Genomic DNA, 13,773 nt, shown 5'->3' with positions numbered 1-13,773 from the left:
AACGATAAACTATGCAATGGCGAAGGATTTTTCGAAACAAGGCACTCTTGGATTGGCACTTGGTGATGTATTTCCTCAACACCTTTCTGGTCATTTATGGATATGGGTTGAGAGGGGGGGCATTCCAAACGGCCAAATTGCTTCGTACGGGCTTAGTGGTGGTTTCGTTAGTTGGTATTCTGTTTGTTCAAGGCCAAATAAAGTACATTTTTAACCAACAAAAGAATTGGGCACTTTATGGCTTTATTGGCCTCAACGTAATCGTTTTGCCCTTTAGTGTCGATTTTTTTCGGAGTTTTGAGCGACTCTCCGCCTGGATTCCTTTTTTGATTTATACCAACTACTTCGTCGTCTATCTTTTCAAACATTATTCCAAAGACGAGGCCAAAATCAAACTGCTACAAATTTTCAGTTTAGCGTATTTTTATCCCGTGGCAATGATGCTCTTCACTGGCGTTGCCTTTCAATCTACCAACGTTTACGGCCAGTACGTCGGGGTGTATAAAGCCAACGTCATTGGTTGGTCTTGTACGCTCTTTATTGTATCTAGTTTTGATCTTTTCGCCAATAGCCCCATGAAAAAATGGGCACAATACCTCTTTTTTTTCATTGCTTTTCTGACGCTGTGGGGCATTGTTCTCACGGGTTCACGAAGCAGTTATGCGGGTTTGGCGCTGTCTTCGGCGGTTCTCATTGCCCGTAACCGAAAAATTTCCATTTACCTCAAAGCCGCCGCTCTTACTTGTATTTTAGCTTTTGCGTACTACATTGTGATGAGCCCCGACTCGGTCATCAACCTGCGTTCAAAATACGCAGGAATACGCCGCCAACGCGGAGAAATCCGTTTTCAGTTGGCCCAAAAAGCTTTTGAAGTATTTACCAATGACCCAGGCGTTTTATTGACAGGTTTTGGATTTGATAATTTCAAAGCAGGATTGGAAGTATATGCCGACGTCCACACTGATTTAGCTTCGCACAATTCGTACCTTGAAATCTTATTTTCAGGCGGGCTCCTTTCCTTTCTTTTTTTCTTGATTTTTTACGCCATCAACGCCTTTTGGGTCTATGTACGCTACGATAGTCCGTACTTTGTTTTTCTGCCATCGTTGATGATTATACCTTACTTTGAGTCCAACCTAAACGCGGGGCAGTTTTTGTTTTTTCCGTGGATGACCGTCTTGTTTTACTACATCCACGTTCGTTCATTGCAGATTCCTGTACACGAAATGAGCCTCAATAACACACAAAAAAGGGAAGCCTAGGCTTCCCTTTTTTGTATTCCTGCAAAGCAGTTGACTATTTTTTCTCTTCTTCGCTGCCCCCAAAAAGTCCTTTGATAAACCCTGTTGCTTTGTCGAGTGCTTCGCCTGCTTCTTCTTTGAGGTCTTCAAATTTTTCTTGAGCTTCGGCAGCCAACTCTTCCGCTTTGGCTTTGGCTTCTGCCAATGCTTCTTCGGCTTCAGCTTTCATTTCTTCAGCTTTTGCGGCCGCTTGCGCTTTCAAGCCTTCTACATCAACGCTTTGTATTTTCTCCGTGATTTCTTCTTTCAATTCTTGAAATGTTTCTTGTGCGTCTGAAGCTAATTCTTGCGCTTTGGCTTTGGCTTGTTCAGCTGCATTTTTCAATTGATCTTCCATGATTACTCGTATTATGTGGTTTAAAATAAGTGATTGTAAGTTGCTACAAATTTAAGAGAAAGCAAGCGGGTTGGTTCACCGCTCATCACATTAATTTTCAGCGAAACACCGTTCCCAAATTGGATTTTTGCGAGTTCGTTTCTTCATTCAGACGCGGGCATTGGGCATCAGTAACACCCCTAACTCTTTGAAATTGAGTTAGGAATTTTTATTTTTGTACAAAATTTATTTGAAAGCTGTATTTAACTCTAAAAATAGCATAATTAAGTGGATATTTTCGAGAAACTACGTAGTAACTGGGGACCTATCGGGGCGGCCGCAAAAGCCCTCAATAGCCACCACTATTTTTCATTTCCAAAGCTAGAAGGGGAAATCGGCCCGCATATGAAATTTCGTGGAATGGACGTCCTCAACTGGAGTTTGAATAACTACCTCGGTTTGGCCAACCATCCAGAAGTTCGTAAGGCCGATGCCGAAGGCGCAGAAAAATGGGGATTGGCATATCCAATGGGCGCCCGTATGATGTCGGGCAACTCTGATTTACACGAGATTTTCGAGAAAGAATTGGCGGAGTTTGTTGGCAAAAAAGAAGCTTTCTTGCTCAACTACGGCTACCAAGGAGTAATGTCGGTGATTGAGTGCGTGTGCGACCACCGCGACGTTATCGTCTATGATGCCGAAGCTCACGCGTGTTTGATTGACGGTATCCGACTCCACAAAGCCAAAATGGGGCAGTACTACAAGTTTAACCACAACGACATGGCAAGCTTGGAGAAAAACCTCATTCGTGCCACCAAGTTGGCCGAAGAAAAAGGCGGTGGCGTTCTTGTCATTACGGAAGGCGTTTTCGGAATGTCAGGAAAAGTAGGTAGCCTCGACAAAGTTGTTGAATTGAAGAAGAAATATAATTTCCGTCTTTTGGTGGACGACGCGCACGGTTTTGGAACCATGGGCGCCAACGGAGGCGGAGTAGCCGAACTTTTTGGTGTAGCAAAAGAAGTAGATTTGTACTTTTCGACTTTTGCCAAATCAATGGCCGCCATTGGTGGATTTATCGCCGCCGATGATCCAGACATCATCATGTACCTCAAGTACAACATGCGCTCACAAACCTACGCCAAAGCCCTGCCAATGCCTTACGTGGAAGCGGGTCGTAAGCGTTTGGAGCTTATCAAAGCGCATCCCGAACTTCGCGAAAAACTCTGGACGATTGTCAATGCCCTTCAAAACGGTCTCCGCGACCTTGGATTTAACATTGGCGAAACGACCTCTCCTGTAACGCCCGTGTTTATGCAGGGCCTTCAAGGCGGTCTTCCCGAAGTGACTAACATGGTACGCGATTTGCGCGAAAACATGGGCATTTTCTGTTCTATCGTCGTTTATCCTGTGATTCCAAAAGGACAAATCATTTTGCGTTTGATTCCAACTGCGGCTCACACGCTCGAAGACGTAGATCGTACCTTAAAAGCTTTTGACGACATGCGCTCCAAACTCGACGCAGGCGTATATCGCGCTGGCCTCGAAGTGGTTGCCTAAATAATTTTGGTTTTGTATTCCAAAGCGAGTGCCTCTTAGGAGGTTACTCGCTTTTTTTATGGCAAAAAATGGGGAGTTTTGACATCAATTTTCTTTTACTAAAAACACCCTTCTCCTATGAAATCGCTGCAAGTTTTTCTCTTACTGATTATTAGTAGTTTATTGGCCGAAGCCAAACCGCTTCGGTTGGGTGTGGCAGGATTTACCCACGACCACGTCCATCAAATTCTAAGTCGCCCCGACAAAGGGGATGTCGAAATCGTGGGAGTGGCCGAGCCTAATCGCGAGTTGGCGATGCGTTATTTGAAACGTTATAAATTGTCAGAAAAACTGTGGTATCCGTCGCTCGAAGCCATGATTGCCGCCACGCAACCCGAAGCCGTTTGTGCTTTTAATAGCATTTACGAACACAAACAAGTGGTGGAAATCTGCGCACCAAAAGGCATTCATGTGATGGTTGAAAAACCGTTGGCCGTGAATAGTGAACACGCTGAAGCCATGGTTAAGCTGGCCCAAAAGCACAAAATTCAGTTGTTGACCAACTTTGAAACAACCTGGTACGCCAGCCACCAAGAAGCCTATCGAATGATTAAAGAACAAAATGCGTTGGGCGAAATTCGGAAGGTGGTGGTTCACGACGGGCACAAAGGCCCCCGCGAAATCGGTTGTTCCGAAGATTTTTTGTCGTGGCTCACCGACCCTGTGATGAATGGAGGAGGAGCCATCATTGATTTTGGGTGCTATGGTGCCAACCTAATGACGTGGCTCATGCAAGGCGAACGCCCGCTGTCGGTCACGGCCATTACCCAACAAATCAAACCTGCTGTTTACCCCAAAGTGGACGACGAAGCCACTATCATTCTTACCTATCCGCACGCCCAAGCCGTCATTCAGGCTTCGTGGAACTGGCCTTTTGACCGCAAAGACATCGAAATTTATGGGCAAAAAGGGTACGTTGTCTGTGATAAAACCCTCCAAATGCGCGTTCGGCAAGGAGACGGCGCGCAACGCGACGCCCCCGAAAAATTGCAAACGCTTACGCCACTTTCGGCACCATACAACGACCCATTTTCTTACTTTGGTGCCGTCATCAAAGGCGAAATCACTCCCAAGAAAGATTTATCTTCCCTCGAAATCAACCAAGTGGTGGTTGAGATTTTGGATGCTGCGGTACAATCTGCCAAAACGGGGAAGACGATTTCTTTGAGATAACATAGGAGGGGTTGTGAGCAACCCCCTCCACTATGGCACAACGACTAATTTCCCCATTGCTCGGCGTTCGAGCATGTCGTACAGCGCTTGCGGGGCTTCTTCGAGCGAGTATGTTTTCTGAATATGGGGTTTGAGTTCGCCCGTTTGGTACCATTGAAACAACTCCGTAATGTTCTGAAAATTGGCTTTAGGCTCTCGTTCAGCAAAAGCTCCCCAAAACACGCCAACAATAGCACAACCTTTTAGCAATGCCAGATTGAGCGGAATCGACGGTATTTGTCCTGCGGCAAAGCCTACCACCAAATATCGTCCTTTCCAGTTCATCGCGCGCAGTGCAGGTTCGGCATATTTATCCCCTACAGGGTCATAAATCACGTCCACCCCACCGCCCGTTATTTCTTTTAGGCGTTCGCGCAGGTCTTCTTTTGAATAATTAATCACGGCATCAGCACCGTACGATTTGCAGAGCTCCAGTTTTTCCTCACTCGACGCCGCTGCAATCACCTTTGCCCCCATGATTTTACCCAAATTGACTGCCGCTAACCCTACACCTCCAGCCGCACCAAGTACGAGCAGCGTTTCGCCCGCTTTCAGTTCGGCACGGTTTTTCAGGGCATGATACGAAGTTCCGTACGTGTACATCAGCGAAGAAGCCACTTTATAATCCATTTTAGGCGGCATCCTAAATACTCGGTTGGCCTTAACAGCCAGTTCCTCCGCAAATCCGCCCCAGCCTGGCATGGCAAATACATCGTCTCCAGCTTTGAGGTGCGTTACGCCTTCGCCTACTTCTTTGACCACTCCTGCCACTTCACCACCAGGCGAAAAGGGAAACGCTGGTTTAAACTGGTATTTTCCTTGAATGATAAGGGTATCAGGAAAATTAACCCCGCAGGCTTTGACCGTAATAACCACCTCACCTGCCTTGGGAGTAAGTGGTGCTATGTCTTCAACGAGGAGGCTATCGGGCGTTCCGTACTGTTTGCAGAGAAGTGCTTTCATGGGAAAAGAGGGTTTGTTTTCCCCTAAAAGCAAAAAAAATTACCGCCTTACTTTTTTGACGGTTATCGGAACGCACATCGTCCTTTGAATGTCCAAACGAGCAGGTGTTCGACCCAAACTTTTACATCCAGAATCAAGGCGGCGGGTTTCGGCATAATACATACCAGAGTTAGTCGGAATATACTGTAATATTCCTTTTGCCAACAATGTCCCACCCGTTGGTTTATCATACCAATCGACGGTTTCATTGTCCTTTGGGAACGCAATTAGGGGAGGAATAGGCTTTCCTTCGCAGGTACTTTGGCTAACAGCCAAGGGAGCATCGGGTAAAATGGGGTCGCAAATGGGGAGCGGAATTACTTCTTGACGGGCGAGCTCGGTGGTGTCGTTTGGCCGAATTGTCACCACTACTTTATAGTCAAAACTAGGGTCAATGTCCACGATGGTATCATTTTGAATACGGCCTTTGTTCGTACTGATTTCAGCATCTATCAAGCTGAAAACAATTCGATAACGGCTTTCTCCCTCGCACACTTTAGGGCATATTATTTCAGTTACTTTGAAACTAACTTTGCCTTGAGAAAAGGTGTGAGTGACGGATACAATCATCAAAAGGAAGCCCAGCAAAGGGCTTCTTCGACATAATAAATTCACTTATGAGTAGGGTATAATAGAATACAAATTTAATGGCTTCTATTATACCCTCCAAAAAAATAAAATTAAAATTAGCTGATTAACAGCGAATTACAAATTTGGTTTATTTTTATATCCCAATAGAAATATACCAATTCTAGCGCAAAATCTGTACTTCAACGGCACTTGAAGCGCTTTTTTGGTGATAAACTGTGTGCGTTGCTTTGATAAAATCCGAGTCGTTTGCAACGTAAATATTAGGCACAAATTTTTGAGGATTTCGGTCAAAAAGTGGAAAAGCGGTACTCTGAACTTGGATCTGAATGCGGTGTCCTTTCTTAAAAGTATGCAGTACATCCTGCAAGCGGAAGTTCACGTCGGTTACTTTATTAGGCACCAATGCTTCTGGTTTTTCAAAGGAATTTCGGAAGCGAGCACGCATAATTTCGCTGCGTACCATCTGGTGATAATTGCTTAAAATGACGTTCTTATTAGGCATAAAAGCATGATTAGGTTCATCGCTAGGATAGACATCAATTAGCTTCACAAAAAAGTCAGCATCCGAGCCTGTCGTGCTAATCTTGAGTTTGGCCATTATTTCCCCTCCCAGGGTTACATCTTCAGTAAGTGGCTCGGTCTGAAACGTCAGCACATCCGTACGGCGCGCCGCAAAACGCTGATCTTCCGACATGTAATTAAACGGCGTGAAGCCCATGGTTTCGGTATTGTCTTCGATGTATGGCACTGGCTTGAGCGGGTCGCTGATGTAGGCTGTCTTTGATGCGGCTTGGGAAGGCGCTTCAAACGACAATTTACCATTGGCGTGGAAATACAAGGTTTTCTTTTCGGCAGCAGCGGCAGGCCAACGTTCAAATTTCTCCCATTGCTTCTTGCCAGTATTAAACAAGTACGCGTCGGGCAAACCCGTTTTTCCGTCGCCCGCGCCTTTCAAAAAGTGGTTGAAAAACGTACGCTCAATTTCTCGTTGATAAAACGTAGCAACACTATCTCCAAAATACACATTGCTGTGCAGCGTATGACCCGTTTCGGCCGACCAACGACCGTGGCCAAAAGGCCCCATCACCAGCGTGTTGTAGGTCGAAGGATTATTTTTTTCTAGGGTTTTATACACCGTCAGCGGGCCGTACAAATCTTCGGCATCAAACCAACCTCCCACCGTCATCACAGCGTGTTTCACATTTTTCAAATGCGGAATAATACTGCGTTTCTGCCAAAACTCGTCGTAGTTGGGGTGGTCTTTGTGTTCTTGCCAAAAGAAGTTGTCTTTGTAATACTTGTCAAAATGTTTGAGTGAGCCCAAATCAAGGTTAAACTGATAGCCGTCTTTGGTTTTTTCCTGAATCATCTGCGGCATCCACCAGTGCGCCGTGGTGGGTTTTTCGTGCTGAATCCCAAACACAGGAAACGTCAAGAAATAACCTTGCGTAAAAGCACCATTGTGGTGAAAATCATCAAAATAAAAGTCTGAAACGGGCGCTTGAGGTGACGAAGCCTTGAGGGCTGGGTGTTGGCTCAACGCCCCTGCCACCGTATAAAACCCTGGATAACTGATGCCCCATTGGCCGACGCGACCATTGTTATTGGCCACGTTTTTCACCAACCAATCTATCGTATCGTACGTATCCGACGATTCGTCCACCTGCGTGGCTTGGGTTTTGTTAGGAATTTGTGGAGTCATGTTTGTCCACTTCCCTTCGCTCATGTAACGCCCACGAACATCCTGATAGACAAAGATATACTTGTCTTTCATCAAGAATTTACTGGGGCCTAGCTGGCCAGGGAATTTACCTTCACCGTAAGGCGCTACGCTGTAACACGTGCGTTGCATCAAAAACGGATAGGTATTAGAAGCCGACGCGTCTTTGGGCGCATAAACGATGGTATGCAGTTTCACTCCATCACGCACTGGAATGTCGTATTCGGTTTTGGTGTAATTTTCTTTTACCCAATCAACTTGGGCATAGACGGTGTGTTGCAAGGCCACAACGCACAAAAGAATCCACTTTTTCATGGTTTGAGGGTTTGTTTGATGAGTAAATAATCTCCTATAGAATTGGTTGAAAGCTTTTTAAATCCTAACGAAGCTTGATTTTCCAAAAACGCCTGAAAACCTGCATCTTTCGCAAAATACGCTTGCATGTCTTGGGTCATCAAAATGAAATTAATGTTTTTGGATTTGACAAACTCTGTAAAATTACCCGAAGTATATTCTTCTACATGAATCCAATCAGATTCCTCTTTGAGAAAAACCCGATACCAATCGCGTTCAAGAACCCGTAAGCGCGCCTTAGGCTGAATGGCTTTGATAAAACGAACGTTATCAGCAATGGGAGTGGGGAGAGGTTGAGAATAAGGAAAATACCGAATTCCCACAAATACCAGCAAGGCGCCCAAAGCGACCGTTCCTTGTGGAAGTTGAGTGAAGAATGAAAACTCTCGCAACGAAATCGGCTTTATAACTTGGGCCAACAGCCAAAAAATGAGAATCAAATGAAATACCAAGTAATGTGTACGCGGATAAATCAGCACGGTAGCGATGAGCGATGGCAGCAGCAACACAAGCACGGCTACAAAACTCCAAAAATCGACTGAGGTTTTCTGAAAGTTTTGAAAAGTGCGATGGTAATCCACCCAAGCAACAAATATCAAGGCAATTAAACCTACGAAAACCGTTCGCCAGCGCGAGTACCATCCCCGAAAAAGGGTTTGGTAAAACGTATCTACCGCATTTTTTACGTTGGCAGTTAGGCTGTGTGTGATATTCGTAAAAACGTGTTTAAATGCCCATTTAGGCTGTTTTTTGACCGCATCGGCAAAGGTTTGTACATCATCTCCCAATACTTTATGAAATAGCTTTAGTTGCGATTCAATTGTACTCGGCTCAGGCTGATGGTTCCATGCACTGTAATTTACCACAAAATGCTGTTGGAACGCCACTGCGCTACGGCTGTCGTCTCCCCCAAACAAGGGATTTCCAAAAAGTAAATGTAAGACCAACGAAGCTACCACAAAACTTCCCAAAGGCAACCAACGAGGTTTTTCTTTGGGCGCTTCTTTCCACAACCACCCCAACGCAATGGCCGTACCACCAAGAAACGATACGTAAAATTCGGGGCGAATGTAGGAGCAAACCAACCCTGTGAATGCCACCACTAAAAAGCGCAAATACTGAGGCCATGCGTTGAAATGAACCAGCGCAAGTGCGCCTAAAATCAGGCAGAAGGGGGCAATAGAAATCTTGGGATTGAGAGGTAGATTTTGGTTTGAAAATAGAAACAGCACCGCCAACCATGCGCTCACTGCCACGGATACCTTCAGTGAGCGAAACCACAAAAAGCTAACAACGCCCGCTATAACGCTTAAAATAGTCCAGTTGGCGTAGTACAAATCGAGGCTATCGGGGATAAACAAATGCCAAAAAGCATACCAAGCAGCATACAAAGGCCCCCATTGTACCCCTCCAATAAATGGCACAGAAAATGTCAGACCTGAGCCCAAATAGGTGGTTTCATCTCCAAATTCAACATCCTTCCAGGCGGTTATGTCATAAACAAGTACCCACCCCGCAATCAACACAATAAGTACTCCAAGCCAATGTAAACGCATATAGAAAAAAATTGTCGAAGCGCTGATGCCTCGACAATGTATTTTTTGGGTCAATAAATTAAATCGCTTTAGTCGTATCCACAGGAGCCGTTTGTGGTTCAGGTTGCGGCGTAGGTAGTACCTGTCGAGGAACGTTTGGGGCAGGAATTAACTCCACCGAAATGACGAAATACTCTGTATCTCCATTCCAAGGAAGCTTAAAAAACTTCTCTTCGTAATGAAGCGACACCCTTTGCCCTGTCCGCTGCGACTCGTTTAGGGCATTTACCACCGCTTCATTGTCTCCATCCACTGAAAAATCCCAAGTGGTAGAATTAAATGTCCCCGTTCCATCCGACATTCCTCCTACCATCAACTGACCTTCGTAAGTTTTAAAAACGTATCCTTTGCGGCTCAATTTTACCAATGAGCCTACGCGCGTACCGTCGCTGTAATAACCAAATGTCACATAATAGAAAATTCCTCCTAAAATCAGGAAGAAAATCACAAGAAAGAGCCACTTACGCATAATCTTGTAAAAATTAGAGTGTTAAACAGATTAAAGGGCGAACTTCGTAAAAGTCGTTGGATTTTGCAAGAAGCACCTGTTTATGACCAAAAATTACTACTTTTGACCCCATCATAAGACAGCAAAAAAATAAAATAAAGTGGCTCTAATAAAATCAATCTCGGGTATTCGTGGTACGATTGGAGGTAAGACGGGAGATTCGCTTACGCCTATTGATGTTGTAAAGTTTGCAGCAGCTTTTGGAACTTGGCTCAAACGCTCTCAGCCCAGTAATTTACGCATTGTCATCGGTCGTGATGCACGCCTTTCGGGCGAAATGGTTTCTAAGCTTGTGGCCTCTACCCTTCAGGGTATTGGGTTTGAAGTAATCGACTTAGGACTTTCAACTACCCCGACGGTAGAAATTGCCGTACCGCTCGAAAGTGCCGCAGGGGGCATTATTCTCACGGCAAGCCACAATCCGATTCAATGGAATGCCCTCAAACTCCTCAACAGTGTGGGTGAATTTATTTCGGGTCAAGACGGGGCCGATGTACTCGCTTTGGCCGAAAGTGAAGATTTTGATTTTGTCGAAGTCCGTAAATTAGGAAGCTACCGAACAGATAACACTTATTTTCAGAAACACATTGCGTTGATTCTTGACTTGCCATTGGTCGATAAAGAGGCCATTGCCACGCAAGATTTCAAAATCGCAGTCGATGCCGTAAACTCAACGGGGGGGATTGCCGTACCAATGCTGTTAGAAGCTTTGGGCGTAAAAAAGGAAAACATCAAACTCATCAACTGCGAGCCTACGGGAAACTTTGCCCACAACCCTGAGCCTCTTCCCGAAAATTTAATCGAAATCAGCAGCGAGCTCAAACGCGGCCACTACGACCTCGGTATCGTTGTTGACCCCGACGTCGATCGTTTGGCTTTGATTTGTGAAGATGGTTCTCCCTTTGGTGAAGAATATACCCTCGTCGCCGTGGCCGACTATGTATTGAAGCATACCCTCGGAAATACGGTTTCTAACTTGTCATCTACGGGTGCGCTCCGTGACATTACGCTCAAGGCAGGAGCGCAGTATTTTGCCGCTGCGGTAGGGGAGGTGAATGTTGTAGAAATGATGAAAGCGCAAAATGCCGTCATCGGTGGCGAAGGCAACGGAGGAATTATTTATCCTGCTTTACACAGCGGCCGCGATGCCCTTGTTGGGATTGCGTTGTTCCTAACCCACTTGGCTAATTTCGGGAAATCAATTTCTATTCTTAGAAGTACATACCCCAATTATTTTATTTCTAAAAATAAAATCGAGCTCACACCTGACATCAACGTGGACAAGGTGCTTGAAAAAATTAGCCAGAAATACGCCAAAAATCCCGTTAATACCATCGATGGTGTAAAGATTGAATTTGACAAAGAGTGGGTTCACTTGCGCAAATCTAATACCGAGCCCATCATTCGGATTTATTCTGAATCCGAAACGGAATCTACGGCCAACCACCTTGCCAAAAAAATCATCAATGATATTAAGGAAGTCATTTCCAATCATTTATAAATCGACAATCTCATGAGTCGCGTTGCGTTCATTGCTCCTACTGCCTGTGTGATGGGCCAAGTAACCCTCGGCGAAGAGGCATCGGTTTGGTACGGCGCGGTGATTCGTGCCGATGTGGAAAAAATCAGCATCGGCGCCCGTAGCAACATCCAAGATACGGCCGTTCTTCACGCGGATTTTGGTTCTCCAACCATCATTGGTGAAGATGTCACGGTGGGGCACGGAGCGATTGTACACGGTGCCATTGTCGGCGATGGCTCGTTGATTGGGATGCGAGCAACGATTCTGAACAACGCCAAAATTGGAAAATTTTGCATCATCGGCGCCCATGCCCTTGTGACTGAGGGCATGGAAATACCTGATTTTTCGATGGTTGTAGGTACGCCAGGGAAAATCATCAAGCAACTTCCCGAAACCTATGCCAAAAAACTTCTTGAAAGTGCCGCTCACTACGTCGAAATGGCGTATAAACACGCAGAAGGCACGTTTCCACTAGTACACTAAACAACTGATACTTTATTTAATACCCTCTTTGCCAAACGTTTATTTCATTTGGCATTGTTTTTGATATACACTTTTTCGTTATACGCCTTACCTATCAAAGACGAATAAGTATGAAAAATAGTCTATTTTTTAAGTCGCTCAGAAGAAAATTACCCACAGCGGTTGCCGCTTTGGTTGCTCTGACGATATATAGTTGTCGCGACGCTTCTCAAGATCCCGTCGAACCTACTGCCAATTCAAAAGGAACCGAAACCTACAGTGCTGACGTAGCCACCAAGTGGGCCGAAATGGATTTGACACTTACGCAAAATAGCACTGGATTTACGCCACCTGTAGCCGCACGCGCCTTGGGGTATGCAGGAGTAGCCATGTACGAAGCTGTTGTGCCAGGTATCAAGGACAATCGTTCATTGGTCAAGCAATTAAATGGTTTAACAGACCTACCCGTCCCTGAAGCTAATCAAGAATACAACTGGGCAGCCAGCGCCAATGCAGCTCAAATTTATATGGCCAAAAACCTTTGGCCTACTGCCAACGAAGCTACCAAAAAGAAAATTGATTCGCTCGGCACAGTCATTCGTAATGAACTCATTACGGGTAGCAGTCAAGCCATTGTAGAGCGTTCGGAAGCATTTGGATACGCCATCGGAAAGGCCATTTTTGACTGGTCAAAAAGCGACGGTGGGCACGAAGGATTTACGCGCAATTTCCCCGCCACCTACAAAGTCCCTGTTTTTCCAGGGTCGTGGCAGCCAACCGAAAACGGACGCACCATCCCGATGCTACCGTATTGGGGACAAAACCGTACATTCATCGCGGCCAACGGACTATTAATACCCCCAGCGCCTCTGACAATTTCGACGCAGGTAAACTCGCCTTATTTCCAACAATACTACGACGTTTACAAGAAAAACATCAGCCTCACCCAAACCGAAAAAGAAATCTCAATCTGGTGGGCCGACGACCCAAGCGAGACATTTACGCCTCCCGGTCACTCATATAATATTGCAAAAATTGCGGTTAAAACGAGCAACGTTAAGTTAGACAAAGCCGCAGAAGCCTTTGCCCGCACGGGTATTGCTGTAGCCGACGCTTTTATCATTTGCTGGAAATGTAAATACGCGTTCAACAACGAACGTCCTTATACTTTTGTGCGCCGTGCTATCGACCCAAGTTGGGTGCCGTTCTGGCCAGCCCCACCGTTTCCTGGCTATGCCTCAGGCCATGCCACGCAGTCATCGGCTTCGGCTGTAGCATTAGAAGGTGTTTTCGGAACTTCCTTTGCCTTTGTGGATGACTCCCACGTGAAACGCGTAAAAGACACCAAACGAAACGTTGATTTTAAAGCCCGTAGTTTTAAATCGCTCCAAGAAGCCGCTTCTGAATCAGCCTATTCGCGCTTTCTTGGCGGTATTCATACCTTCCAAGACAACGACACTGGCCTGAAAGAAGGTAAAAAAGTAGGGCAATATATCAATGCCCTGGCTTGGAAAAAATAACGACCACTTACTATACAGTCTGTTCGCTCACCACGAAGGCAAATGTCCTTTTGGTGAGCGAAAGTTTTTTTAAG

At 45.5% G+C, this 13,773-nt stretch carries 12 protein-coding genes; 6 read left to right on the top strand and 6 right to left on the bottom strand.

The window, feature by feature from the left end:
- Window positions 1-11: 11 nt before the first annotated feature.
- Window positions 12-1,262: an O-antigen ligase family protein gene (locus K339_RS0103800; RefSeq protein ID WP_084332099.1), complete on the top strand. Its 1,251-nt coding sequence runs from the start codon at window positions 12-14 to the stop codon at window positions 1,260-1,262.
- A 34-nt stretch (window positions 1,263-1,296) separates the two neighbouring features.
- Here K339_RS0103800 and K339_RS32475 read toward each other — a convergent pair whose 3' ends face one another.
- Window positions 1,297-1,638: a hypothetical protein gene (locus K339_RS32475; RefSeq protein ID WP_051397786.1), complete on the bottom strand. Its 342-nt coding sequence runs from the start codon at window positions 1,636-1,638 to the stop codon at window positions 1,297-1,299.
- 267 nt (window positions 1,639-1,905) lie between these two features.
- Here K339_RS32475 and K339_RS0103790 point away from each other — a divergent pair, with 267 nt between their 5' ends.
- Window positions 1,906-3,174 (top strand): aminotransferase class I/II-fold pyridoxal phosphate-dependent enzyme, encoded by a 1,269-nt coding sequence (locus tag K339_RS0103790; RefSeq protein ID WP_028522426.1) that lies wholly within the window; start codon window positions 1,906-1,908, stop codon window positions 3,172-3,174.
- 117 nt (window positions 3,175-3,291) lie between these two features.
- Window positions 3,292-4,386, top strand: a complete 1,095-nt coding sequence (locus tag K339_RS0103785; protein WP_028522425.1) for a Gfo/Idh/MocA family protein — start codon at window positions 3,292-3,294, stop codon at window positions 4,384-4,386.
- 30 nt (window positions 4,387-4,416) lie between these two features.
- Here K339_RS0103785 and K339_RS0103780 read toward each other — a convergent pair whose 3' ends face one another.
- The 5 genes from K339_RS0103780 to K339_RS0103760 all read right to left on the bottom strand — a co-directional run bounded on the left by K339_RS0103780 (window position 4,417) and on the right by K339_RS0103760 (window position 10,156).
- Window positions 4,417-5,388: an NADPH:quinone oxidoreductase family protein gene (locus tag K339_RS0103780; protein WP_028522424.1), complete on the bottom strand. Its 972-nt coding sequence runs from the start codon at window positions 5,386-5,388 to the stop codon at window positions 4,417-4,419.
- 39 nt (window positions 5,389-5,427) lie between these two features.
- On the bottom strand, window positions 5,428-6,042 hold the full coding sequence (locus tag K339_RS0103775; protein WP_157607465.1) for an immunoglobulin domain-containing protein: 615 nt from the start codon (window positions 6,040-6,042) through the stop codon (window positions 5,428-5,430).
- A gap of 136 nt (window positions 6,043-6,178) precedes the next feature.
- The gene (locus K339_RS0103770) at window positions 6,179-8,053 is read right to left on the bottom strand and encodes a CocE/NonD family hydrolase (RefSeq protein ID WP_028522422.1); all 1,875 of its coding nucleotides are present in this window, start codon (window positions 8,051-8,053) and stop codon (window positions 6,179-6,181) included.
- On the bottom strand, window positions 8,050-9,648 hold the full coding sequence (locus K339_RS0103765; RefSeq protein ID WP_028522421.1) for a hypothetical protein: 1,599 nt from the start codon (window positions 9,646-9,648) through the stop codon (window positions 8,050-8,052). The genes K339_RS0103770 and K339_RS0103765 overlap by 4 nt, the downstream gene beginning before the upstream one ends.
- A 58-nt stretch (window positions 9,649-9,706) precedes the next feature.
- Window positions 9,707-10,156, bottom strand: coding sequence for a DUF8785 domain-containing protein (locus K339_RS0103760; protein WP_028522420.1), 450 nt, complete (start codon window positions 10,154-10,156; stop codon window positions 9,707-9,709).
- Between the two features lie 139 nt (window positions 10,157-10,295).
- Here K339_RS0103760 and glmM point away from each other — a divergent pair, with 139 nt between their 5' ends.
- The 3 genes from glmM (at window position 10,296) to K339_RS0103745 (ending at window position 13,699) form a co-directional block, all read left to right on the top strand.
- A complete protein-coding gene (glmM, locus tag K339_RS0103755; protein WP_028522419.1) occupies window positions 10,296-11,696 on the top strand; it encodes a phosphoglucosamine mutase in 1,401 nt (466 codons plus the stop codon).
- Between the two features lie 12 nt (window positions 11,697-11,708).
- On the top strand, window positions 11,709-12,200 hold the full coding sequence (locus K339_RS0103750) for a gamma carbonic anhydrase family protein (protein ID WP_037299150.1): 492 nt from the start codon (window positions 11,709-11,711) through the stop codon (window positions 12,198-12,200).
- Between the two features lie 110 nt (window positions 12,201-12,310).
- Window positions 12,311-13,699, top strand: coding sequence for a vanadium-dependent haloperoxidase (locus tag K339_RS0103745; RefSeq protein ID WP_028522417.1), 1,389 nt, complete (start codon window positions 12,311-12,313; stop codon window positions 13,697-13,699).
- Window positions 13,700-13,773: the final 74 nt, after the last annotated feature.

Origin of the sequence: Runella limosa DSM 17973 (genome assembly GCF_000482465.1) — a bacterium.
GTDB lineage: Bacteria > Bacteroidota > Bacteroidia > Cytophagales > Spirosomataceae > Runella > Runella limosa.
Note: the sequence above shows the minus strand (reverse complement) of the source record. Positions and strands in the feature narration are given on the sequence as shown.